This window comes from Mucilaginibacter sp. CAU 1740 (genome assembly GCF_039839285.1).
In the GTDB taxonomy this organism is placed as follows: Bacteria; Bacteroidota; Bacteroidia; order Sphingobacteriales; family Sphingobacteriaceae; genus Mucilaginibacter.
In genome coordinates this window covers 13,923-38,318 of sequence record NZ_JBDOQS010000021.1, presented here as the reverse complement: position 1 = coordinate 38,318, position 24,396 = coordinate 13,923, and the positions used below count along the sequence as shown (strand labels likewise).

Annotated in this window: 23 protein-coding genes and 1 tRNA gene; 14 read left to right on the top strand and 10 right to left on the bottom strand. The window is 42.2% G+C overall.

Annotated elements, in window-relative coordinates:
- The first annotated feature begins 113 nt into the window (after nucleotides 1-113).
- The gene (locus AAFN85_RS30865) at nucleotides 114-305 is read left to right on the top strand and encodes a hypothetical protein (protein ID WP_347531825.1); all 192 of its coding nucleotides are present in this window, start codon (nucleotides 114-116) and stop codon (nucleotides 303-305) included.
- 71 nt (nucleotides 306-376) lie between these two features.
- On the opposite strand, the gene AAFN85_RS30860 is transcribed toward AAFN85_RS30865, so the two are convergent.
- Complete coding sequence (locus AAFN85_RS30860; RefSeq protein ID WP_347531823.1) at nucleotides 377-1,129, bottom strand: DUF6348 family protein; 753 nt, start codon at nucleotides 1,127-1,129, stop codon at nucleotides 377-379.
- Nucleotides 1,130-1,584: 455 nt separating this feature from the next.
- On the opposite strand from AAFN85_RS30860, the gene AAFN85_RS30855 reads away from it, so the two are divergent.
- On the top strand, nucleotides 1,585-2,490 hold the full coding sequence (locus tag AAFN85_RS30855; RefSeq protein ID WP_347531822.1) for a helix-turn-helix domain-containing protein: 906 nt from the start codon (nucleotides 1,585-1,587) through the stop codon (nucleotides 2,488-2,490).
- Between the two features lie 51 nt (nucleotides 2,491-2,541).
- Nucleotides 2,542-3,267, top strand: a complete 726-nt coding sequence (locus tag AAFN85_RS30850) for an SDR family oxidoreductase (protein ID WP_347531821.1) — start codon at nucleotides 2,542-2,544, stop codon at nucleotides 3,265-3,267.
- A gap of 231 nt (nucleotides 3,268-3,498) precedes the next feature.
- On the opposite strand, the gene AAFN85_RS30845 is transcribed toward AAFN85_RS30850, so the two are convergent.
- The 4 genes from AAFN85_RS30845 to AAFN85_RS30830 all read right to left on the bottom strand — a co-directional run bounded on the left by AAFN85_RS30845 (nucleotide 3,499) and on the right by AAFN85_RS30830 (nucleotide 7,399).
- On the bottom strand, nucleotides 3,499-4,359 hold the full coding sequence (locus AAFN85_RS30845) for an N-acetylglucosamine kinase (protein ID WP_347531819.1): 861 nt from the start codon (nucleotides 4,357-4,359) through the stop codon (nucleotides 3,499-3,501).
- Nucleotides 4,360-4,817: 458 nt separating this feature from the next.
- The gene (locus AAFN85_RS30840; RefSeq protein WP_347531818.1) at nucleotides 4,818-5,339 is read right to left on the bottom strand and encodes a hypothetical protein; all 522 of its coding nucleotides are present in this window, start codon (nucleotides 5,337-5,339) and stop codon (nucleotides 4,818-4,820) included.
- Nucleotides 5,340-5,551: 212 nt separating this feature from the next.
- Nucleotides 5,552-6,484, bottom strand: coding sequence for a Nif3-like dinuclear metal center hexameric protein (locus AAFN85_RS30835; protein WP_347531817.1), 933 nt, complete (start codon nucleotides 6,482-6,484; stop codon nucleotides 5,552-5,554).
- 57 nt (nucleotides 6,485-6,541) lie between these two features.
- The gene (locus AAFN85_RS30830; RefSeq protein ID WP_347531816.1) at nucleotides 6,542-7,399 is read right to left on the bottom strand and encodes a DUF535 family protein; all 858 of its coding nucleotides are present in this window, start codon (nucleotides 7,397-7,399) and stop codon (nucleotides 6,542-6,544) included.
- A gap of 184 nt (nucleotides 7,400-7,583) precedes the next feature.
- On the opposite strand from AAFN85_RS30830, the gene AAFN85_RS30825 reads away from it, so the two are divergent.
- The 4 genes from AAFN85_RS30825 (at nucleotide 7,584) to AAFN85_RS30810 (ending at nucleotide 11,017) form a co-directional block, all read left to right on the top strand.
- Nucleotides 7,584-8,747 carry a glycosyltransferase family 87 protein gene (locus AAFN85_RS30825; RefSeq protein ID WP_347531815.1) on the top strand — a complete coding sequence of 388 codons (1,164 nt, stop codon included), beginning with the start codon at nucleotides 7,584-7,586 and terminating at the stop codon, nucleotides 8,745-8,747.
- Between the two features lie 299 nt (nucleotides 8,748-9,046).
- The gene (locus AAFN85_RS30820; RefSeq protein ID WP_347531814.1) at nucleotides 9,047-10,015 is read left to right on the top strand and encodes a glycosyltransferase family 2 protein; all 969 of its coding nucleotides are present in this window, start codon (nucleotides 9,047-9,049) and stop codon (nucleotides 10,013-10,015) included.
- A complete protein-coding gene (locus AAFN85_RS30815; RefSeq protein ID WP_347531813.1) occupies nucleotides 9,996-10,817 on the top strand; it encodes a polysaccharide deacetylase family protein in 822 nt (273 codons plus the stop codon). The genes AAFN85_RS30820 and AAFN85_RS30815 overlap by 20 nt, the downstream gene beginning before the upstream one ends.
- Nucleotides 10,818-10,943: 126 nt before the next feature.
- A tRNA-Arg gene (locus AAFN85_RS30810) sits at nucleotides 10,944-11,017 on the top strand.
- Between the two features lie 293 nt (nucleotides 11,018-11,310).
- Here AAFN85_RS30810 and AAFN85_RS30805 read toward each other — a convergent pair.
- On the bottom strand, nucleotides 11,311-12,039 hold the full coding sequence (locus AAFN85_RS30805; protein ID WP_347531812.1) for a hypothetical protein: 729 nt from the start codon (nucleotides 12,037-12,039) through the stop codon (nucleotides 11,311-11,313).
- 317 nt (nucleotides 12,040-12,356) lie between these two features.
- On the opposite strand from AAFN85_RS30805, the gene AAFN85_RS30800 reads away from it, so the two are divergent.
- Nucleotides 12,357-12,869: a TlpA disulfide reductase family protein gene (locus tag AAFN85_RS30800; RefSeq protein ID WP_347531811.1), complete on the top strand. Its 513-nt coding sequence runs from the start codon at nucleotides 12,357-12,359 to the stop codon at nucleotides 12,867-12,869.
- A 65-nt stretch (nucleotides 12,870-12,934) separates the two neighbouring features.
- Here AAFN85_RS30800 and AAFN85_RS30795 read toward each other — a convergent pair whose 3' ends face one another.
- Nucleotides 12,935-13,855 carry a leucine-rich repeat domain-containing protein gene (locus tag AAFN85_RS30795; protein WP_347531810.1) on the bottom strand — a complete coding sequence of 307 codons (921 nt, stop codon included), beginning with the start codon at nucleotides 13,853-13,855 and terminating at the stop codon, nucleotides 12,935-12,937.
- A gap of 63 nt (nucleotides 13,856-13,918) precedes the next feature.
- Entirely contained in the window at nucleotides 13,919-15,403 is a 1,485-nt protein-coding gene (locus AAFN85_RS30790; protein WP_347531809.1) for a hypothetical protein, read from the bottom strand.
- Nucleotides 15,404-15,527: 124 nt separating this feature from the next.
- Here AAFN85_RS30790 and yiaA point away from each other — a divergent pair, with 124 nt between their 5' ends.
- Nucleotides 15,528-15,995, top strand: coding sequence for an inner membrane protein YiaA (gene yiaA, locus AAFN85_RS30785; protein ID WP_347531808.1), 468 nt, complete (start codon nucleotides 15,528-15,530; stop codon nucleotides 15,993-15,995).
- Between the two features lie 273 nt (nucleotides 15,996-16,268).
- On the opposite strand, the gene AAFN85_RS30780 is transcribed toward yiaA, so the two are convergent.
- A complete protein-coding gene (locus tag AAFN85_RS30780) occupies nucleotides 16,269-17,375 on the bottom strand; it encodes an acyltransferase (RefSeq protein WP_347531807.1) in 1,107 nt (368 codons plus the stop codon).
- Between the two features lie 113 nt (nucleotides 17,376-17,488).
- On the opposite strand from AAFN85_RS30780, the gene AAFN85_RS30775 reads away from it, so the two are divergent.
- Nucleotides 17,489-17,803, top strand: coding sequence for a hypothetical protein (locus AAFN85_RS30775; protein ID WP_347531805.1), 315 nt, complete (start codon nucleotides 17,489-17,491; stop codon nucleotides 17,801-17,803).
- Nucleotides 17,804-17,878: 75 nt separating this feature from the next.
- Nucleotides 17,879-18,220, top strand: coding sequence for a hypothetical protein (locus tag AAFN85_RS30770; RefSeq protein WP_347531804.1), 342 nt, complete (start codon nucleotides 17,879-17,881; stop codon nucleotides 18,218-18,220).
- Between the two features lie 45 nt (nucleotides 18,221-18,265).
- Here AAFN85_RS30770 and AAFN85_RS30765 read toward each other — a convergent pair whose 3' ends face one another.
- Nucleotides 18,266-18,757 carry a YetF domain-containing protein gene (locus AAFN85_RS30765; RefSeq protein WP_347531803.1) on the bottom strand — a complete coding sequence of 164 codons (492 nt, stop codon included), beginning with the start codon at nucleotides 18,755-18,757 and terminating at the stop codon, nucleotides 18,266-18,268.
- A 337-nt stretch (nucleotides 18,758-19,094) separates the two neighbouring features.
- On the opposite strand from AAFN85_RS30765, the gene AAFN85_RS30760 reads away from it, so the two are divergent.
- From AAFN85_RS30760 to AAFN85_RS30750, 3 genes are all read left to right on the top strand, one after another.
- Nucleotides 19,095-19,883: a hypothetical protein gene (locus tag AAFN85_RS30760; RefSeq protein ID WP_347531802.1), complete on the top strand. Its 789-nt coding sequence runs from the start codon at nucleotides 19,095-19,097 to the stop codon at nucleotides 19,881-19,883.
- 608 nt (nucleotides 19,884-20,491) lie between these two features.
- Complete coding sequence (locus AAFN85_RS30755; RefSeq protein WP_347531801.1) at nucleotides 20,492-22,642, top strand: alpha-L-fucosidase; 2,151 nt, start codon at nucleotides 20,492-20,494, stop codon at nucleotides 22,640-22,642.
- Nucleotides 22,643-22,709: 67 nt separating this feature from the next.
- The gene (locus AAFN85_RS30750) at nucleotides 22,710-24,374 is read left to right on the top strand and encodes an alpha-L-fucosidase (RefSeq protein WP_347531799.1); all 1,665 of its coding nucleotides are present in this window, start codon (nucleotides 22,710-22,712) and stop codon (nucleotides 24,372-24,374) included.
- Nucleotides 24,375-24,396: the final 22 nt, after the last annotated feature.

Genomic DNA, 24,396 nt, shown 5'->3' with positions numbered 1-24,396 from the left:
GCTTTCCCCTCTTTACGCGCAGCGTAGAGAGGGGTGACAAGCGCAGCGATGTCGGGGTGAGTAAATGTACGCCGCGGCTTAAACAAGTATATTCAAATAGTTGTTAACAACCCATGAACCCCAAATTCAAATTACTTTACCTTATAGGCGGCATAGTAGCAACCATATTGCTCATTGTGCAAATTGTGGCTACTTACCCAAATATGAACACCACTGGTATTGTACTTGGTGCTTTGCCTGCGCTGGCTTTGTTTTATCTATCGTACAAGGCTTATCATGTTAAAAAGGATAATGAGTTGATGTGAGGTGATCGCAACGTGAAGCTTTCTGAGTGCAAATCTTTCATTATTAGTTCGCACAATCTCTGTTTCATCAACTAAACCTGCGGTACCGGATCATATTTATCACATCGCCTAAACATAATAAATTGCTTCAAAGCCATAAAGTCGCCTTTAACTTGCCATAGGTTGGCGTCTGCTGTGATATCTTCTGTGCCCTCTAACCATAGCTGGTTATTGAAAACACATTCGCTTATAATTGTCCCGTCGGCATTTTTTGAGACATAAATTTTCAACCAGTTGAATTTGTTTTCGGTTAGCAGGGGTTTAACCTTTTCTTTTATGATATTAAAAAGATGTTCGCCCAGAGGCAAGTTTTCCCACCGTCCTTGTACTTCCAAGTCGCTTAGTTTAGGATGCCAGAGAATTTCGTCTTTGTAAAAGTCGAATTCCGAATCGTGGGTATCGGTAAATCCATCCATTACGGTTGGAAAGACGGTGGTAAGGTAGTTATCAACTGCCGATTCCATTCGTTTCCCAAGGCTTTCGCCAATGCCGGCCAGGTTTTCAACCACCCCCTTCGGAAAATATACCGGATGAATGATAAGAAACATAGCATGCGCAACGTAAGGATGAGCATCTGGATTATTGACTATGGCTGTAGCGATCTCTAATTCGGAATTGACTATCAGCGCGAGGTACTGCGGATGCAACTCGACTTCGTAACCCAATTCAATTAACCTAACTTTTAAAATTTGAATGAGGAATTCGTTATCGGTAATAGGCAGAATTGCATCATTTTTTTGATTCCGTTCTGTTTGTTTTTTCTTAAAAAAATCGAATAAGCCCATATTGCGATTGCTGGTTTGGTTTATGCATCTAAAATAGGGATTCTTATTTAAAAACCGGGCTCTCCATCATGTCATTGCGAGGTACGGCCTGTCCCGAACTTGCTTCGGGAAAGAAATCGCACGGAAGCCGAGCGGTTATACAAATCCGCCCTGTAAAGTTCGCGATTGCTTCATACCTACCTATAGCAAGTTTAAAATGGTTGTCATGCTGAGCTTGTCGAAGCATGGTGGGCAAGGCCTCTGCGCGCGACCCTTCGACAAGCTCAGGGTGACGGGCCGACCCGCTTCTTTAAAGGCGACCGCTTTTACTTGCTCACAATGGCGGAATGGAGATAGCTTCTTCTTGCTTCCTGTCTCTAACATTCCTGCCTCTCTTTTCCCATACCCAAAAAACATTTACAATCCCCTGTTGGTTGGGCTTTTAAACAATGCCTGCTAATTGCGTAATTTGTACCATGGCCGTATTAACAGCACCCGAAAAACCGATAATCCCCACCTACACCCTTGCGCAAAACAATGGCGATAGCAATGCTATGATCTACGTGCGTAATGCAGGCGGTGAGTGCGGCGAGTACAAGCTCGACCCAGCTTTTCTGCAACCTCACCGTAAAGATTATTACCTGTTTGTGCTGATAAAAAGCGGTGCTAACCGCCACTGGATAGATTTTATGCCTTACACCGTGAAGGCCGATACTTTCTATTTTACCGTACCCCAACAGGTTCACCTAAAAGAACATACCGGCCCCACCGACGGCCTGATGGTTAGCTTTACCGACGAGTTTTTGCAACTGGAAGATAACCACATGCTCCGTGCCCTGCCCATCATCCAAAACCCCGCCGCCGCACACGAAATACAGCTTACCCCCGAAGATGTGGCTTTTATTGACGATACCATGCGCAAAATGCTTGCAGAGTTTAATACCGAGAGCACATGGCGCAACCAGATGCTGGCCTCCTGGCTTCGGGTACTGGTGATTTATATGAGCAGGTTGTACAGCGAACAGTATAACGAAACCTGCGTAACCCTCAATTATTGCCTGCTTAAAAGCTACCAGAAACTGATAGGTGAGCATTACCAAACCCTGCACGATGTTGCCGCCTATGCCGAAAAGCTTAACCTAACGCCTGGTCATTTTAGCGAGGTGATAAAACAGCAAAGCGGCAAAACCGCCATCACCCATATTCACGAGCGGCTGATTGTTGAGGCAAAACGTCGCCTGCTGCACACCGAACTATCGGTAAAACAAATTGCCGATGAGCTTGGTTTTGAGGATGCTGCCTACTTTAACCGCTTTTTTAAGCGCCTTGCCGATACCACGCCCATAGCCTACCGACAGCAAATCCGTGAAATGTACAGTTAATGCCCTGCTAAGTGCAGTGGTGCCAAACGCGCCCTGCTATAGCTTTGCATTATGGAAAAACAAACAGTATTAATAACCGGTGCCAATAAAGGAATTGGCCTGGAAGCCGCCCGTCAGCTTGCTACCGCGGGTTACTATATTTACCTCGGCAGTCGAGATCAGGACAGGGGCGAAAAAGCCGTTGCCGAGCTTAAAGCCGAAGGTTTAAACGATGTTGAACTATTACTGATAGATGTTACCAACGAGGCATCGGTACAAAAAGCCCACAATGAATTAGCCGCCAAAATCGATCACCTGGATGTACTGATCAATAACGCCGGCATCCCCGGTTCGTTCCCACAAGTAAGCTACGCCACCAGCGATGCCACCATGAAGGAGGTATTTGAAGTGAACTTTTTCGGCGTTATCCGCACGGTGCGCATTTTTATCGATCTGGTTAAAAAATCACCAAACCCACGCATAGTGAATGTTACTTCCGATTTGGGTTCGCTGGCTTATCATAACGATCCTGATTGGCAGTATTACCACTTTAAGTCGGCAGCTTACGGTCCGTCAAAAACGGCGTTGAACGCTTATACCGTTGCCCTGGCTTTTGATCTGAAAGATAAGGTTAAGGTGAATATGGTAAACCCCGGATATACCAACACCGAGTTTAACGGTAACCAAGGCCCTAAACCGGTTGAGGATGGCGCTGCGCCGATTGTTGAGTATGCTATGCTTGGTGTTGATGGGCCTACGGGTAAGTATGTGAGTGATTATGGGGAAACGCCTTGGTAAGGTGATGGTTTAAAGTTTTCTCCAGCAAGTTATTACAGTAAGTCTGTTATGCAGATTCGCCCTGTAAATAAGGGGATTGCTTCATGCCTCGCAATGACGAGGTGGTAATAAAAAAGGGCTGGAAAATCTTCCAGCCCTTTTTTATTTTATCTTGAAATCTCGACTTTCTTGACTTCCCGAATCTATTTTTTCTCGTCTTGATTCCTGATTCTTGTCGTCTTGACTCTTTTCTTACAACGAACTTGGCGCTAACTCCAAATGGAATTTCACCAGGTTATCTATAGGTGAGCGGATGATGCTACCTACGGTCATGCCGTTTTCGGTTGCTACTTCTTCCAGTACGTTACGGAAGTTGTAACCTACCGAACCGATACAGTTGAAAGTGTATTTTTGATAATCTGGATAGTGAGTTACCAGGTTGCGGAAAAAGTCTTCAAACGAGGTGCGAACCAGGTTACGTGAGTACTCAAGGTGTACGTTGTTATCGTAAACAAATTTGCTGAAGCTTGCGCAAAAACGGTTGGCACGTGGTTGGGTGTAAACCTGCTCGTTGATATCATCCGGAGTAAGCTTGTAAGTTTCCCAAAATAGGTTACGCACCGGCTCAGGCATGTATCCGCGTAGGTAATCGGTCAATAATTTTTTGCCGATGTAGCAACCGCTGCCTTCATCACCCAGGATGTAAGCGCCCGAGTCAATGTTTTGAATAACATCTTTACCATCATAAATGCAGGTGTTTGTACCTGTGCCTAAAATAGCGGCAAAACCTTCGGTGTTACCTAACAAAGCACGTGCAGCAGCCAACAGATCATGACCGATGTTCACTTTCGATTTTGAGAAAACCACTTTCATGGCATCTTCAACAATCTTACGCATCTCGGGCGTTGAACAACCGGCACCGTAGTAATTTACTTCGGTGATCTGGTCTTTTTCAAGATCGGTAGGCAGGCTTTCATTAAGCGATTGTATAATGTACTCTGTACCTGAAAAGTATGGGTTATAACCCTCTGTATTAAAGTAAACTTTTTTTCCCTCTTCGGTAACCAGACACCAATTGGTTTTGGTTGAGCCACCGTCAGCAATTATGATCATAGAATTATGTTTTTTGAAAAATCGGGTTAAAAGTAGGATTAACTTATTGTAAAAAAAACACTTTGCTTTTCAAAAGTCAAAAATTGCGATTTTTACTATAAATTATACCTGCTTAGTGTATAATTTTAATTTTTAAAGGCATTTTACTGCCAATGTCATCAATAATTAATAGGCTAAATTAGGCTGTTTTTAAATGTAAAGTTTACAGATAAGGGTGCTTACTATCCAGCTAAAAACAGAGTAATTTACAATTGTACGCAATTGCACCATATTTAGCAAAATATTGGTTTTATTTAATGCTAAATCGATGGTTTTAGGGGGATGGTGTCCATTCGGTTTGATTAAGGATAGGGCACAGGGTGACGGACGGACGACAGGGGATGAGATGCAGGAGGGCAAGAGGTAAGAAGCAAGAAAAGAATGTTATTTAGAATACTGCCCGTGTGTAGCCGTTACCGTCAGCAGGAAAGCTTCGGGCGAAAGCGGGCAGAACGATGGTGGCCTTGAGCGTAGGAAGGGGCATAGCTACTTTTTGCAGAAGCGGGGGCAACGAGCGAATACAATAGGGCAAAATTTAGCAGCCCGTGGTTCTGCCCGGTTTGCAGGGCAAAGGCAAGCGGGGGGTGATGCGCTGGCGAGCGGGCAAAGAAGCCTTCCTGATGACTTGACTTTTTGGGTACTTTTGTGTCAAGACAAAAGTACCTGGCCCCGCCCGGCCAAGAGGGCGACGATGTTAGTTTGTTAGCAAAATAGTCGTTTTGAACCCTCTCAACACAGTGCGTGAGGCATTCGTTATTCCCACCAGGAAAGATACTCTGTGTTAACACACCAGCATCGGCCCGCTCAATCGCCGCGGGTAGGCTTTGTTCTTTTTCTTGATAAAAAGAACCAAAAATCAAGTCACCAGGAAGGCTTCTTTGCCCGCTGCCCTGCGCACTATCCCCCCGCTTGCCTTTGCCCTGCAAATCGATCAGAACCACGGGCTGCTAAATTTTGCCCTACTGCGTTCGCTCGTAGCCCCCGCTTCTGCAAAAAGTAGCTATGCCCTTCCCACGCTCAAGGCCACCTTGTTCTGCCCGCTTTCGCCCGAAGCTTTCCTGCTGACGGATACGTTTACAAAGAACAATCCGCTTAAAACGATGTGAGGTTCTTGTTTGCTTTTTTTATTTCTTTCTTACTTATCTTTTTCTCTCTACATAAACTGCAACGAATTACCCGGATGAATATGCGTAGCCTTTACACCCGGTACATTCTGTTTAAGCCAGCCAATCATAAACTCCGAACCGGGTTCTTCGCTGGCGATGTGGCCCAGAACGATCAGCGAGAGCTTATCGCCTTTAGCCTGGGCATCGCGAACGTATTCGGCGGTTTCCCATTCTGAGATCTCGCCGCAGATTGCTACATCCGGCTTTTTGGTGCTTATTTCGGTGATCTGGCGTTTGCCGCCTGCCGCGCCGGGTAACAGCAATACCTTTTGGCAGCTTTGCGAGGCATTGCCAATGTAGCGTACCTTTTCGATGCTTAGTTTCTTTTTCAGCGTTTCAATCAGCGCGCCTAATGTGGTAGGAGGGAGGCTAAGCAGGTTGCCTGTTTCGGGTTTGTAATAGTTTACCCAATCCAGCTGTTTCAGCAGCCCAAGGCCCACGCCATCAGGTTTCAGACTGTGGATGGTATCGTGGTTGCGCCAAACGGCTATGTTGTGCTTATCAAGCAGTTGCTTTTTGTATTGGTAAACATCATCATTGGCAAGCCAGGTGGTTTCGTCGGCGTGGTTATAAAAAGTTGGCTCATGCGCAATGATAAAGTTTGCACCAAGGCTTATGGCTTTTTCGATGATGCCGATGGTGGCAAACATGGTGGTAACAATGCCGGTAACCACAATATCCCTGTTGCCCGATTTTAAGGTATCAACGGTGCCGGGGAACGGTGCGCCAGGCACCTGCTTCATAAACAGATCAATGATCTGGCCTACGGTAAAAGTTTCGGCAGGTTTTATGATGGAGGCATTGCCGGCTAAAGGGCTCGATAAAAGGGCCGCGGTACCAGCAAGCGTACCCAGTTGGGCAATAAACTTACGACGGTTAACAACATCCTTAAAAGGCGGGGGATTTTGGGTTTGATTCATTGGTTGATAATTACGTTTAACCAAATATATAAATTAAGGGTGATGGGGAATAGCTGCTTAACGTTTATGAAATACAGAAGATAAATTGCGGCAGGCTTCCTCATAAATGCCTTTAAGCCGTTCCCTTTTTTTAAGGGTTCGGTTGCGGTGGGTTTGCTTCACCTGCTCAATGGGTTTTTGAACGAGGGGTAGGGGAATAATATAATCGCCATTTTTTAACTCACCGCCATGGTTAAGCCAAAACTGATCATAAATGGAATAAAACCTTTCATGGTCATTTTTGATGATAGCAGTAAGCTGGTTATTGGCCGAGATCCCTATGGCAGTTGATATGCTTAACACGCTTGCAAGCGCTTCAATTGTTTTTAGCAGGATGGTGGCAGGGATTATATCGTTAAAATACTTGGTTGCCTTATGGATATCTTCGTTGTGCTCACCCCAGCGTTGCATATTGGCCATATAGATCACCTGCTCATCAGGTAAATCAAAAGCAACTCCGGGAGCGATAGAAAATGATAACATCGCTATTTTGATGTTGTTCACCAATAATGATAACGAAAGCGATCCTTCAAACTCAAGCATGTGGGTTGATGCAAGTAATATATTGTATTCATCGGCTGTTGTGCTATCCTGGTAACAGCTAATGCCTTGTTTAAATAATGTTTGGAGTTGGGTAGGGGGCAATACGTTTTTCAGGTATTGATAGTGATGATCAAGGATCTGTCGTTTTTTACTGACGGTAAATGCCCCGGATAGATACGAAAAAAGATAAATTACCGAGGTGCGATGATTTAATAGCCGGGCTTTGAAATAAGGCTTTAGGGTGCTTGCTAATTTATATTGTTGCTTAATATTCGAAAATATATTTCTGTTTAAAATAAAGTGTCTTAATAATTTAACAACGTTTTGCACCATTTACATACACCGTGCCTGATGGTACAGTGCGCGGTAGCTTCAAAAAGGCATAAACCATACCTTTTGATATTTTAAAAACTTACCTAAGCCAAACATGTACCAAAAATTTATCTGTTAAGAATTGTTAAAAAAGTAACAGGTTTGTTACCTGATGTTATATCTTCGCAGCGAAATTTCTAATTAAGTGCAAAAACTTGCTAAACTCGCCTACAACAAACCTTTTGTTTACACATTATGGTTTGGTTTAAGTTTATTTTTGGTTGTTAAAGGTGTATTAACCCACCAGGCTTTTAATAACTATACCATTTTTAAGTATAACTTTTTAAATACTATCCATCAGCATAACCTGTATGCTTACCAGCCTGAGCATTATTATGATCTGAACCATTATGGGCCGATATTTTCGATCATCATGGCACCTTTTTCCTTATTGCCAGATAGTATCGGAGTTATTTTATGGGTTGTTTTCAACGCTTTTATCCTGCTTAAGGCTATCCAAACGTTGCCGTTAAAGAAAGATCAATACGTAGTGATCCTGCTGCTGTGCGCGCACGAACTGATGACGGCCTCGGCCAACGTGCAAAGCAACCCCATGATAGCGGCGTTGATCATCCTCGGCTTTAACTTTATAAAACGCGAGCAGGATTTTTGGGCTGCACTGATGATAGCCTTAGGGGCATTTATAAAGCTTTATGGCATAGTTGGGTTGGCGTTCTTTTTCTTCTCTACCAATAAACCTAAGTTTGTTTTAAGCTTTCTGTTCTGGTCGGCAGTGTTGTTTGTGTTGCCTATGGCCATTTCGTCGCCATCGTTCATCATCCAAACCTATCACGATTGGTATGCCGATCTGGTGGTTAAAAATAATGATAACCAGCACTCGTATATGCAGGAGATCTGTATTACTGGCTGTATCCGCAGGGTATTTAATTACCAAGGCTTGAAAAATATATATGTGATAGGCCCTGCATTGGTATTGTTTGCTTCATCGTATTTGCGGATCAAGCAGTATAAAACACTCCAGTACCAGTTACTCATCCTGTCGTCGGTGCTTATTTTCGCGGTTATTTTCAGCAGCTCGGCCGAGTCATCTACTTATATCATCGCCTTTGCAGGCGTTGCCATCTGGTTCATGAACCTTAACCGACCGGTTACCCGCTTAGAGATCTTTCTGCTGGTTTTGGCGCTCATTATCACCAGTTTATCGCCATCTGATCTGTTTCCGGATTATATCCGCAAAACTTATATAGTGCCTTATAAACTAAAGTCAGTACCCTGCTTTTTGATCTGGCTTAAAATTGTTTACGAAACGCTTAGAAGGGATTTCAGTGCCGAAAATCAGGCCCTATAGCAGTAGTTGACTAATGAATCAAACTAATGGTAACAGGCCAAACGGAAAGGTTACCATTTTTGTAAAAAAAGTGTGAAAAGGTTGTGAAATAATATTGTATTATTATTTATTTTTGTAACGGGAAAGTTACGATTTGAGCTTTTGCCAGCCCTGATTAAAAAATATTGATAAGCGTTGTAGCGTTTTAAATGCTTTATCGTAATAGATATGTTACACGGGGGTAAGCAAGGGAACGTCAAATATATGATTTTTTACCTTTCACAACCTGTTGCAAAGAAAATCTATAGTGATAAAATAAAATGGCATACCCTGTCGATAAAAAACTTTCTATCGTTATACCCTCGCATAATGAGGAAAAAAATATCAGTTACCTGATAGATCAGATTTACGAAACACTTACGCCCACCGGGTACGCTTACGAATTGATTTTTGTTGATGACGGCAGCAGGGACAACACGCTGAACGAACTCAAGATCAACGCCGAAATACATCCAAACGTTTTTTATGTAGAGCTATCGCGCAATTTTGGTAAGGATTACGCCCTTAAAGCCGGCATAGCGATGGCCAGCGGCAACGCCGTTATAACCATGGATGCCGATTTGCAGCACCCGCCGCAAATGATATTGAAAATGCTGCACCATTGGGAAGAAGGTTTCGATATTGTTTACACCTACCGTGAAGGCGAAAACCCGCATGGTAAAGGCTACCAAAAAGTTACCTCTAAGCTGTTTTACAAGGGGCTAAGCATGCTATCGGATATCAAAATAGAAAACGGCACTGCCGATTTCAGGCTGATAGACGAGAAAGTAGTGAAGCAGCTGAAACTGATGGATGAGTATGAGATATTTTTCAGGGGGATCATCAAGTGGGCCGGTTATAAACAGATAGGCATCCCATATGTACCATCAAAGCGCCACACCGGCGAGGCCAGCTATTCGTTTTTTAAGCTGGTTAAACTGGCGGTTACAAGCATTGTGGCGTTTAGTGCCAGGCCGCTTTATATTATCTCGATGATCGGCTTGCTGTTTTCAACGGCTGCTATATTGTATATCCCATATGTGCTGGCGAGCTACTTTTTAGGATACGCCGTATCTGGCTGGGCATCTATCATTGCAACAATCGCCTTTTTTGGTGGGTTGCAGCTAATGGTAATGAGCGTGATAGGGGTTTATGTGGGTAAAATATTTATGCAATCAAAACACAGACCGCATTATATTATCCGTTCATCAAATGTTGTTATTGTAAATAATGATCTTATTAGGATTTGATGTAGAGGAGTTCGACCTGCCGTTTGAATACGGCAAGTCGATCCCTTTTGATGAACAACTTGAAATTTCTACCCGAGGTACCCAAACTATACTCAATTTGCTGAAGCAGAAAAACGTAAAAGCCACGTTTTTCTGCACGGCAAACTACGCCATTAACCGGCCAGAAATTATTGGACTCATAATGACGGACGGACACGAGATAGCATCGCACGGCTACTACCATTCGGAGTTTGAAGCAGAACACCTGCTGCAATCAAAACTGGCACTTGAAGAGGTTTCAGGAACCCCGGTAACCGGTTTCAGGATGGCGAGGATGATGCCCGTTGATGAAGCCGAAATTGCTAAAGCCGGCTATGAGTACAACTCATCATTAAACCCAACATGGCTACCCGGCAGGTACAACAACCTAAAAAAGCCCCGCACCTGGTTTTATGACCGCAATGTATTGCAGATCCCGGCATCGGTATCGTCAAGCTTGCGTTTCCCGCTTTTTTGGTTGAGTTTCCATAATCTCCCTATGCTTTTATTAAAGCGGATGAGTGAAGGTGCCTATAAAAAAGATGGCTACCTGAACCTCTATTTTCACCCCTGGGAGTTTACCGATCTGCATGATAAGGAGCGCTTCGGCATCCCCGGCTACGTAGCCAAAAACTCGGGCGAACCTTTAACTGAGCGCCTAAGCAATTTTATTGATTGGGCAAAAGCAAAAGGTTACCCCTTTGCCCGTACCACCGACTTTTGCAGCACCATCAAAAACAAATATAAAGAAGCCGTAGTTTTACCTTTGTGGGCAGCTAAGTAGCACGTGGTAAATCAATTGTAAAATTGGTTGTTACTTTCAGCAAAATTTAGCATATTTGCACCGCAAAAAAGTTATGCAATTGCTTCGGGTTTGAAACCAGGTAAATTGTTTAAATTTTAATGTGATGGTCCTATAGCTCAGCTGGATAGAGCAACAGATTTCTAATCTGTAGGTCTTAGGTTCGAATCCTAATGGGATCACTAAATACTTAGTTTAAATCCTGTAAATCAAATATTTACAGGATTTTTTTTGCTTTTGCTGTCAAAGATGCTGTCAATAAAATTAGATATAATATTGTAAAATTCAAACAATTGGAGGGTTGAATTTAGCGTTACCAAAGCATCAAAATTAGCAACGGCGAGATTTTTCAACTTATAAACACAACTTGAGGCTTCTTGATAGAATGATTTTAGATTGCGCAACCAATAAAAATCAGAACCATTTGACTTCTATTGGTTATTGCTCAAGGGATCAAATAATCGAATGATTATAATCAGGTAAGGTCACTCACTTTGGTGACTTGTTTGTATATAACATTATCAAAATTTTTGAAATGTTCTTTTCCACACTTGATTTTTAATTTTTCGCTTCCTCGTAATTCTTGTCCTGCACTCTTCGTTTCTGCAACAAAATATATCTTATTCTCTCCCTTAAATACTATTGCCCAGTCAGGGTTATATTTTCCTATGGGGGTATCTATTTTAAACCAAAAAGGCAGCTTAAAATAAAATTCTATGTTTTCACTGCTTTCGCAATCTCTAGCAAAATCATTTTCTACTTTAGAGTCAAGTGGAATGTAATTTTCGTAAATTGTTTTATCAGGAGCGCTTACCGTGTGAGTAAATTGGTCAAGATATATTTCCAGTTCATTATCTTCAAATAATTGCATTTCATAAACTTTGGTGCCTATTTTTTCATACTTGATGCCATCAATCATCAATTCATAAAGCGCGGACTTAATTACATTCACTGCGTTATCCATAAATAACTGAGGATTAAGTAGTGATTCAGTTATTCTTCCTGATTTTTTGAGTATTTCTAAAATTGTACTACGTGTCAAGTCTGTTTTACCCTGTATATAAGCTAAGATATCAGGAATATCAAATCTTAATCCATAGTTATCGGTCCCACTATCGCTTACCAATAGTCCTTCAACGCCTTCGTCAGTTATTAACAATCTTTTTTTAGTTGATCTTATAGTAGGCTTTTTAGTTTCAGGCATTACTTTAACTGCATTCGCAGCCAAAGGGTACCATAGCCAGCGGAAACCCCACACAGCAGGAGTACAGTGCTTTTGAACGACTTCTTAATACCACTGATAATGCGCAGCAAAATATTATTAAACGTGGAGGCGAAGCTAAGAAAGCAGGAAACTTTGACGCCGTAAAACCCCGGCTTGATAAGGAGTGGGATTCGATAGAAGTATCCAGGAGAAATATAATCCTTAATTTTATCAAGCAACATAAACAATCGTATGTTTCACTTTACTTAATACAACAGTATAAAAATGTATTCAAGTGGGCAAGTAAAACCGAGGAATTGATCGTTGCTTATCATGATCTGTCAGGCGCTCTTAAATCGTCGCCAAGAGGGGCCGGTATTACAGAATATCTGGATCTGGAAGGCGGTTTAAAGATCGGCGCACAGATCAAAGAGATCAACGAAAAAGATGCATCCGGGCACTATGTAAGTTTGGCTACATTAAAAGGCAAATATGTATTAGTTGATTTTTGGGCCAGCTGGTGTGCCCCCTGCCGTGCACAGATCCCGGAGCTTAAAAGCGCTTACCTGAAATTTAAAGATAAGGGTTTTACCATCCTAAGCGTTTCTATCGATGATGAAAAAGCAAAATGGATAACCGCGTTAAATGAGGAAAAGATGGAATGGTACAACGTTTCTGACTTAAAAGGTTCGGATGGTATGGCTGCCAAGGTTTTTAATATTCATGCTATCCCGCAAAATATACTGGTAGATCCAAGTGGAAAGATCGTAGCAAAAAATCTTAATATGGGAGAGTTGAATAAGAAGCTGGAGGCTGTTATTTCAAAATAATCACAGCTAAAAAGCCTTTAGTCGGAAGGTTGAAGGCTTTTTTTGTTATGACGTATTCTTCATTTTTAATTAGTTACAACTACGCAATGCGGAAGCCAGCTTTTTATGCGTTTTACTTCTTGCGGAGAAATACCAGTGCTTCCAATTTGTAGCTCTTGCAATTGTTTTAAATTAGCGATGGATGGTGGTAAGGATTTAAGATTCTTATTCATGCTTACATCTAAATACATCAGATTTGTCAGCTCGCCTATTTCTGCCGGTACCCGGTCGAATGTGTTAAAATCAAGTATTAAAATACGTAAGTTTTTAAGTTTACCTATTTCTGGGCCGATATATTTCATTCCGGTCGAGGCAAATGATAATTCTTCAAGTTGTGGTAGTTTAGATACTATTGCGGGGAATATTTTGAAATCGTTACCAAGCAAGTTGAGCGAGGTCATATTTTCAAATCGAATAAAGCTTTCAGGTAGATGGCTATAATGCCGATCGCCGAGATCTAAATGTTGCACTTTTTCAGGTTCTTTAAGTGCGATATTAATGTCACGATATTCTTTCAGTTTTTCCTTTTTTTTGATGTAATCCCAATAGGATTTCATTCCGGTAACTAAACTAAAAGAAAAAGGGAAACGATGTTTCTTATCGGCAGATGTCCACAGGCCCGTAAGCAATCGCCTGTCTTTCGATACCCTGCCGTCAAACCTGCCGGTATTTTGGTCTTTATCGTTCCATTCAAAAAGAGAAATAGTGTAATCTTTATTAAATATGCCGCTAAGTTTTAGCTGGCCGCTTTGGGGATGATAATAGTATGCTCCAACAACAGATGAATCTAATAGTACCAGAAAATTAAGTTTGACCGGGAGCTTCGGTTTAGATGGGGGCTGAATGTATCCGTCATAATTGTAAGTTGGGCGAAAGCTCTTGTCCTGGGCTCTGATTGTGTTAAATAATAATAAACTCAATAGCAGTGTAAGGCAGGTTCTTTTCATTAATATTTCAAAAAGTTTAACTAAGTTAAATTTAATAGTCAACTTAAAGTAGTTTGTATTAAGTTATTTTATTAACCCCAAAACCACCTCATAACCAGTTTTCTTCTCCCACCTCGCCATTAACCATGCAATAAAACTCAAAGTAAAAATGTCTTTATTCCCAACCTCATCAAGCAGGATTAAAACCGCTTTTCTGTAAGCAGGCTCCGCAGCTACATCTGGTTTTATCAGGTATTGCTCAACCAGCTTCACAAACAACAGTACCCGCTCTTCTGATGTTTTTAGCAGGTACTTTTTATACCTCCGCCTAAAACTGCTTAACCGCGACATAGCCACTTCGATGTTGGCGAACTGTGCTTGTACTAAAATTTCCATCAGGTGTTTTCGGATGGTCCAAAGCATGCCCATCTTCTTTTCGTACCAGGCATCGGTGCGTGTGAGCAGGCTTAATTGCTTCAAGCTTCCGCGGTTGTTACATAGGGCTAAAAACATAGTGAGGCATATCCGCAGGTCTTCAATGTCTTCTGGTTTCGATCTGTTGTTGGTGCCGGAGAGCGATTTTTGTAATAGCGCTGTGGCATCGTGAGCCGAGCCTGTAAAGAATAGGTTGAGAGCGGAGAGCAGTTGATGGCGCAAATAAAATACAGTGTAATAACGGCTATCTGTCTCCATCAGGTCCATCATTTCTTTAAGATAAGATGTGCTCCTGTCGAAGCTTTTTTGCCGCAAATGGAAGTTGGCCAAAAAGTACAGAATAGAGATATGATAAAAAAGATAGGCGTGTTTTTGAAGCGGCTGTCCCTGTATAAACTGGTTTGTTCGGCTAACGTAGCGTTCTATTAAGCTGTAGTTTTGCTGTATGTCGGCATATTCACTCGCTATAAAAAGGATCTGGTAAATGGATTTGTAGGTCATCAGGTCCTGTTCAGAAATTTTGTATTTCCGGATGGTTGCTATCATCAGGCTGCTGAGGTTAACAATCTTTCCTTTCAGATGGATCTCCTGAAGTTCCTGCCTCATAAAAGCGTAGGCCATATTAAGCCTGGCTTCGCGTTGCATATGCAGTTGATTTTGCATAAAGCGTGCAGTTAGCGCATCCAGGTTTTCAGCTCCGGGCAAATGAGCGTACTGTAGTTTTAGCAGCAACAGCTCGTTCAATAAATTAAACTGCTCCAGATGTTCGGCCAGGCGTTCTGCTTTATCCAGGCACTTGAAGGCTATTTTGGGTACATCGTTTTCTAACAAAAAACGGCTTACTACCACCAGGCGCAAGGCATCGTAGGTTTCGGAATGAGTACTTTCAAAAGTTTTCTGTGATAAAAAAAGCAGTAAGCGATCCTGTAGCCTTTTGCGCAGGGCATGGTATGCATCATTATTTTTCTTAGTATTATAAAGCTTATTTAAACCGTTGATATCGTCAGTTTCTATCAAATCGAGTAACCGCAGGTTTTTAACATTTTCTCTCTTGTTTTTTCGCTCTAAAAATGCTCTGAAAAGCTTTTTATCATTGCTGTTTAAGAGGTTAACTAACTCCGAAAGTGAATCCATAAGCATGTATTGTGTTATCTAAAGATACATTAATCGTGAAATTATATCGTCAGTAATTTACATATTCTTGTTTTTTATGCGAGGGTTTATGCCCCACATTTGTTCCATATTAATCAAACAAAACATGGAATCGCTACAAAACACAACACAAGAAAATTCAATCAACGGTAAATATGGCGACAAAGCCAGAAACCCATTTAAACCGACCGGCGCGTTTATAGGTGCATCGTGGTTTGCCTTATTAACCGGGTTTGTGGGTTATTGCATTGGCTTATGGAATGCAACTATGCAACTGAACGAAAAAGGATATTATTTCACCATTTTATTATTCGGCTTATTCGCCGTGATCTCGGTGCAAAAAAGTGTAAGGGATAGGTCTGAGGGACTTGCAGTTACCGATTTGTACTATGGCCTAAGCTGGTTTGCCACCATTGCCGCAATGGTACTGTTAACAATAGGCCTATGGAATGCTGACCTGGCCCGAAGCGAAAAAGGTTTTTACGCCATGGCATTTTGCTTAAGCATGTTCTCGGCCATTGCCGTACAAAAAAATACCCGCGACGCGAAAATGTTTGAGGATAAAGAGTTGTAACGTAGCGGTTGCCTCCCCGCGGTGTTTTGCCTGGCAAACCCGCGGGGTTATTTAAGAAACTCGCTTCGGTTTTATAACGTCCTCTTTATACTATAAAGAAAAACCTTCCTAAACTTTATCTGATCAAGCTGTGCTGCTCTGCTCGTATTTTAAATGGTGATCTGTTTTCTAAGATGCGTTATGATTTGGTTTAGGCCTAATCTTACCAGGGTATCACAAACAAAAAAGCCCTTCTAAGCAATTAGAGGGGCTTTTTGTTTTTAGCTTGAATAATTACCCAAGCTTTTTTCGTAACCATTTCCGCACCGGCTCATCATACCATTTCAGCGCGGCGTAGGCCAAAACTATCGCGCTTAGTAAAATAAGCAAGCCATAAGGCCATACCTGTGCAAAGGTTATACCCTTGTTATTGCTTATCCAGGCAACATAAAAATATACCAATGGATAATGAACCATGTAAAGCGGATAGGAGATATCGCCTAAAAATTTACAGATCCGGTTTCCCAATTGAGTTCGGATCACTCCGCTGGCACCGAGGTAAACTACAAGCGGAAAAATAAGGATAATGCACACAGATTCATAAAGGCCGTTCATCCAAACATTATCGGCACCGCCAATGCGTGGCATATAAAGTATAACAACCAATATAAGGCTGCACCATAAAAAAGAGTTTTTAATTTGGGCTGGCTTAGCTATGCGTGAAAGTAGTAAGCCTGCAAAGAAAGGGTAAATTGTACGGGTTATCCCGATGCGCACCTGGGGTACGTTCAATGTCCAGCCGCCGCTAACATCGCCATTGGTTATTGCCAGGTGCGCGAGCGCGATGGCCGAGATAGCCACGAGGACACCCAACGCCGTTTTCGATAACTTCCTGATACCAACGGCGTAAAGAATATTGGCAATATATTCGAAAAATAACGACCAGCCCACGCTGTTTAGCGGGTGCATTTCCTCCCAACCACGGATATCGAGCGATAGGGGTACGGGCAAAATGGTATAACCGATCAGCATTACCAACAACATTTTCCAAACGGGAACAGTATGGATAAGCGGCCACAGCGTTGAATCTGTAAAGTAAAACCCGATAGCGCCCAAAGTCATCCCCAAAACCACCATGGGTTGCAGGCGTTCGATACGGCGTTTAAAAAAACTGCCGATAGTCATTTTTTGCCAGCGATCATCATAAGCGTAACCGATCACGAAACCGGATAACAAAAAGAAAAGATCAACAGCGAGATAGCCGTGATTAACCAATTTATCGAAATTACTGGTTGATAAAGGTTCGCAAAGGTGGAAGGTTACTACGATGATAGCCGCTACGCCGCGAAGGCCATCTAATATGGGATAATGTGGCTTGGTGGCCAGCTCATTATTGTTCATTAATAAAATAGGATTGCAGGTTGTGAATAAAATTGGCGCAAATTATAAAAAAAATGCAATTGAGGGCAGCGGTACTACTCTGCCTTCGGTAACAATATCTTTATATTTATGATATGAAAACCATTTTAACGGCTGCTCAACAAAAGCTTGCAGATTTTATGAGTTATTTATCAGAAGAGGCTTATGCCGCAGGTTGGATGAGTGGATTAGAATACGAATTGTGGGAGATGGTACTAAATGGGCCACGGAAATATGGGCGCCATTTTATAAATCAGGATGATATTGATACCCTTATTCAGCTTTCAAACGAGTTTAGTGCTTGGATCTATTTTGATAACGAGACTGAGGAAACGGCTATTCCCATTACTGAATGGGAAAAAATGTATGGTGGTTATTTAGCTCGAAACCCCGGTTTAGCAAGAAGTTAATTGTTATTGCTAATCCGGTTGATAATAAATAGCTTTACATTGCTTAAACAAACAATCAATACCCAAACCCTTATCATGTCAGAAAACACCGAAGCCACCGCTGCAGCAGTTGATATCAACGAGATGTATCAATACGCCACCAATCTTTTAATAGCCGGACAAAACTCTTACGAGGTAAAAACAGCACTATTGGCCCGTGGCCTGGATGAAGGCAATGCCGATTATATTGTTCAGGACCTGGAGCAGAAAATTAGCGATGCACGTCAGGGCAGGGCTAAAAAAGATATGCTTTACGGCGCCTTATGGTGCGTAGGTGGCTTGCTTTTAACCCTGGCGCATATCGGCTTCATATTTTGGGGAGCGATAGTTTTTGGCGGTATCCAGTTTTTTAGGGGCGTTATCGCTTATAATAAGTAAGCCGGATACTGGCAGATAAAATAGGAGACGCCTGGGAAACCAGGCTTAATCATCTTTTTTAACAGCTGTAATTTCGCCGCTGCGCTCAATGTAAATTTTTGATATTCGGCTCATATCCTCAGTAAGGACGGATCTGCGTATCGCGTGCATCACATCTTCGTGATTTAATAAGGCGCGTTTCATATTGCGTTCAATAAATTCTCCATCCTGATACAAGAGGATTTTCTGGCCCTGCACTATTTTCGCGATGCTGTCATTGCTTGTTATCAACCACGATATCCAACGATGAAGTAATACAATTACCAAACCGGTTACAACTACCGGAACAAAGGGCGTTGCGCCTACCACTGCGCGGCTGAGTATCGCGCCCAGTAAAATGGTAATGATATTATCTAAAGGGCCGCGGATCCCAAAACTTCGCCTGCCCGAAATGCGGATGAGTACCAATGCTATGAAAAATAGCACCACCCCTCGGCAGCTCATCTGTATGGTGTTTAATTCGCCCGCCTGGCCAAATATTTTTACCAGAGTGTCCATATGTGTGTTAATTTGTGGTGTACTGGTTTTGTTTTCGATAAAGCTACAAATGGCGTTGTATAATAAGAAGAAAAGTAACCCTTTATGGTTGCTTTTCTTTTTTACAAAATAGGGACTTTCGACTTTCTCTGTTCGCCGGGTAATTTGCTTTTACTTGCATTACTTTTAATAACCATCCTTTTTATTTTAACCATCAATAAAAAGAATGCATCAATGTTTACTATCTGAGAAACACTTTTCAAATTGTAAATACACTGTTAATTTTCGTTAAAAACATACGGTGGATTATTTAAAGTGGTATATTTATTTAACCTACCAAACTCTAAACTGAACCGTCATGAAAGCATTGAAAAACATCTCCGTATTGGTATTGATGCTCTTGTCATCCAATCTTTTCGCGCAGCGTATAGCTGGTATTGTTATCGATAAAAATACATATCTGCCCGTTGGTAACGCTTTTGTTGGCACCCGGTCGTCGCAGGGAATCAGTAACCTGCAAGGCAAGTTTATATTGGGTAACATTAAACCCGGCGATACCTTGAGGATAACCTGTGTTGGGTATAAGCCCTATCAAATGGTTACCGGGTTTTTAAAAACTGATACACTACGGTGCTATATCGATCCCGCTTCAACCGTGTTAAATGAGGTGCGCATCAAGGCGAAGCGTAACGCCAAAGCCGATTCGTTGCGGAACAGGCGCGAATATGCTTCTGTTTTTAACTATCGCGGGGCAACGGTTAAAGATGCCTTTATAACCCGGTCAACCAAATACGTTCCGAGCAATAACATTACCGCCGATAAAAGCACCGCGACAATATTAAGCGTGAACCTGCTTTCGGTGATCGATATGTTGGGTAACCATAAAACGCCGCAATCAAAGCTGCAAAAGGTTTTATTAAAGGATGAGGAAAATGAATATGTGGATAGGTTTTTCTCGCCAGAGAAAGTTTCATCTGTAACTAATCTTAAAGGCGATTCATTACAAAACTTCATGAACCAGTATCACCCCGACATCAAAAAGGTGAAAAAGATGAACGATTATGATATGGTAACCTATATTAAAGATAGTTACTCTCAGTATGTGAAAAACGGGAGCAAGCAATCAAAGCTTCCGTTTGTAAGATAGCTTTTTGTGAGATTTGATGGAGGTTAGAGATCAGTTGTTTTAGGCAAAAATGAATTACCATGCCTAAACTCCAATCTCTAACCTCTAATCACTTTAAGATGCTTTATTTTTATATACAGGAGTGGTAAGCACAGGTGACTTTTTGTTTGCTCTGTTCCATTCATCAATATTTACCAAACCAGGTTGTGTTGAGAAGTGTTTTTTACTGGTTGGGCACGCTACTACAAAACCCTTACGAGTTTGCTGAATTACGGGACGGGTACCGCAGTCTTTACAAGGTTCGCAATGGATGTTTGGTTGAATGGTAATGTATTCGGACATATTTCTATAAAAAAATTAAACGGATCGGCTGATTTTACAGCTGGTTAACGCGTCTGCAATTAAAATTAGGGGGAGCGCTACAAAGATGGCGATTTTTTTTTAATAACAGATAGCTCATTTACGTAACAAAATGTTAACAGGATTTTGATATTGTTGAAATATTTTAAAAAATGTTCATTTACAGCTTCTGATGTTGGTTTGTTTTTTTAAAACTGCTCAACCTCAGGTTGTAGGTAATCTGTGTAATAACAAGTTTTTTACATTTGTGTTTGTCTCACCTTAAAATTATGACCAGGTATAAATTCATTTTAATTGTTTTTTTGTTGGCCGCTAAACAAGTACTAATGGCACAACCTGTAGCAACCTCTGTAAAGCAATGGCAGGATCAAAAGTTTTCGATGTTTATTCACTTCGGCGGCATTTACTCTGTTTTAGGTGGTGTTTGGGATGGCAAGCCAATTAGTCGGGGCTTAAGCGAGCAGATCCAGGCACATGCCGGTATTTATAGCGATACATACGCTAACCTGGCCAAAAATTTTAATCCCGTGCATTGGAATGCAGATAGTATTGCTTTGTTGGCTAAAGCCGCAGGGATGCGATCAATAGTGCTCACCTCAAAACACCACGATGGGTTTTGCATGTTTAAAACCGCAACTACAGATTTTAATGTAGTTGATGCTACACCTTTTAAACGTGATGTAGTTAAAGAACTATCCGAGGCCTGCAAACGCCAGGGCTTAAGGTTTGGTTTGTATTTTTCGCTGATAGATTGGCATTACCCGCAAGCCTCGCCAATATCAAGTCATAATTCGGACTATATCACTCCCGAGCATCACGAATACAATAAAAAGCAGGTAACCGAGCTACTTACAAACTACGGCAGCATCTCCGAACTTTGGTTTGATATGGGATCGCAAAGCCGTGAGCAAAGCCAGGAATTATATGCGTTAGTGCACCGCCTGCAGCCCGATTGTATGGTAAGCAGTAGGTTAGGTAATGATCAGGGCGATTTCGCGGTGATGGGAGATAACCAATATCCTGATTACGCTATAGGCACGCCATGGCAATCACCGGCCTCTTTTTTCGACGAAACCTGGGGCTATCGTTCGTGGCAGGTACGGGGCAGCGAAGATGAAAAATATAAAGAGAAACTGGAAAGCCTGATCAGGGTAATAAGCAGGGGAGGAAACTACCTGTTAAACATTGGCCCTAAAGGAGATGGAAGTGTTGTAGGGTTTGAAAAAGATATTTTACTGCGGATAGGCACATGGCTGCACAAAAATGCTGATGCTGTTTACGGTACCGCTGCCGATCCTTTTTTTACCGCGTTTAAATGGGGAAACGTTACCAGCAGATCTAACAAGTTATACCTTTTTATAACTAATGTGCCCGCTGATGCATTGATCACCTTACCCGGACTGGAAGGTAAAATAAACAATGTTGCTGTTTTGGGCCAGCAACAGCAACTGGCGTTTAAGCAAACAGCAGATACCACCAAAATTACCTTGCCGCCAGGCTTTGACGCGGCGAGAGAGATAAAAGTGATAGCAGTTGATATAGCCGAAGGATATAAAGTACGCCCAGTTCATATTATCAGCAGCAGTTATGATCATATCAAGCTGGATGAACATAACGCTTATAACTACTATAGCTCATCGGGCGTTGATTATAATAGTAACTACCAAAGCACAGTAAAACAAGCCTGGACAATAAGGGCCAAACATAAAGATAAATATCTGCCTACTATACAATATACCGATGAGGAGCGCGGCAGTATGGTTGATTTTTCGGTAGATGGCGTGACAACTACCCTAAAACTGGATAGCGACAGGCTGATGAAATACAAGCCCGATACGGCGAAAATAAAATGGGGACAGCTTTATATCACGGGCCCTTATGATACTGGTTTAGGCGGGCTGAATGGCAGTGCCAATAAGATTGATATCACCAAACCTTTCGGCAAAGATGCTGGTAAGCCGTGGCAGGTTTTGAATAACTATAAAAACGGGCAGCAGGTTAATTTGCCAGCCGGTATGGATAATGCCTACTACATTTTGCAAAACATTAACGCCGGTACTGATGTAATTTATGCACAGGTTAAAATAACCAGCGGCGATGGCATAGTGGTATTCCTTAATGGAGAACAGTTACTTATCAACAATAACCCCGATAAGGCAGCATCTGTAAGTAATGTTATTGGTTTGGATTTGATGCCAGGTAACAATCAGTTATTGATTAAAGTGTTTAATAACTTTAAAAAAGCTATCCCATTTGCAATAACGCACAGCATTCCGCAACATATTTATATAAAAGATCTTGCCCCTGTTGTGCTTGATATTAACAAGCTGTACCCGGTGAGTTTAAAGCTGCACAACCCGGCTTCGCCACATCAAACTATGAAGTTGCCCAACCTGAATATCTGGTTTGCAAAAAAGTAGGGAAATAAAATTTTATCTTCTAAATTGCAAATAATTAAGTGTGTAAAAAACAATTAATTATAAACCTATGAAGAGAAGAAATTTATTAAAGGGGATGGCCGCGGCTATTCCTGCTTTTTACCTGCAAAAAGCCTTCGGCGGTGTTGCCTCGCTTGCTGCAAACCATGGCCAGGCTATAGCCGGAGGGCCGTTTAAACCCGATTGGGAATCGCTTAAACAATACCAGGTGCCTGAATGGTTCAGAGATGCCAAGTTTGGTTTGTGGGCGCATTGGGGACCGCAGTGCCAACCCGAACGCGGCGACTGGTACGCACGCGGCATGTACCAGGAGGGCAGCGATCAGTATAAATATCATATCGAAAAATATGGTCACCCCTCAAAATTTGGCTTTAAGGATGTTATTAACGAGTGGAAAGCCGAAAACTGGCAACCCGATGAGTTGCTGGGCCTTTACAAACGCGCCGGTGCAAAATACTTTATGGCCCTGGCCAACCATCACGACGGCTTTGATCTGTACGACAGTACTTATCAATCATGGAACTCAACCCGCTTAGGCCCTAAAAAAGATTTGATAGGTGGCTGGGCTAAAGCCGCTAAAACTCATGATATCCCTTTTGGAGTTACCGTGCATGCAGCCCACACCTGGAGCTGGATGGAGGTTGCACAACGTGCCGATAAAACCGGAGCGTTGGCCGGTATCCCTTACGATGGAAAACTTACCAAACAGGATGGAAAAGGCAAATGGTGGGATGGCTATGATCCGCAGGAACTTTATGCTCAAAACCATTCCTTAAGTAAAGATAGTTTGAATGATAGCGCTATACATAGCCAATGGGCTTGGGGCGGTGGTGTAGCTATGCCCAGTAAAGCTTATTGCGATAAGTTTTTGAACCGCACTATCGAACTAATTGATAAATACGGTCCCGACCTGATCTACTTTGATGATACCGTTTTACCACTTTGGCCTGTTAACGATGCCGGTTTAAAAATAGCCGCGCATATGTACAATACAAGCATCAAAAAGCACGGAAAGCTTCAGGCTGCTTTATTTGGAAAAATACTGGACGAGCAGCAACGTAAATGCATGATCTGGGATATTGAACGCGGCCAAAGCAACCAGATAGAGCCTGAACCTTGGCAAACCGATACCTGTATAGGTGCCTGGCATTATGATAGGCGCATATTTGATAATAAACAATATAAAACAGCCAAAACCATAATCCACACCCTGGCCGATGTGGTGAGCAAAAATGGTAACCTGTTATTAAATATCCCCATCAGGGGCGATGGCTCCGTTGATGCAGAAGAGCGTAACGTGGTTGAAGGCATTGCTCAATGGATGCAGGTACATAGCGAAGCCATTTACGCCACCCGCCCCTGGATGGTATTTGGCGAAGGACCTGCAATTGAATCGGCAGCGCCTTTAAGTGCCCAGGGCTTTAACGAGGGTAAAGGCAAACCATTTACCGGCGACGATGTCCGGTTTACAAAAAAGGGAAATACACTTTATGCCATAGCGCTTGGTTGGCCCGGCGAAAAAGGTAGCCTGATAAAAACGCTGGCAAGCTCATCGGCACAAATAAAAGATAAGAAAATTACCGGTGTAAGTATGGTTGGTTATCCGGGCAAACTAAGCTGGGAGCAAACCGCCGAAGGGCTTAAAATACAAACGCCTGCCATTAAGCCTAATGATATAGCGGTTGTTTATAAAATTGAAGGTGCTATAGGATGATAAGAAATAAACAGGGCTGCCA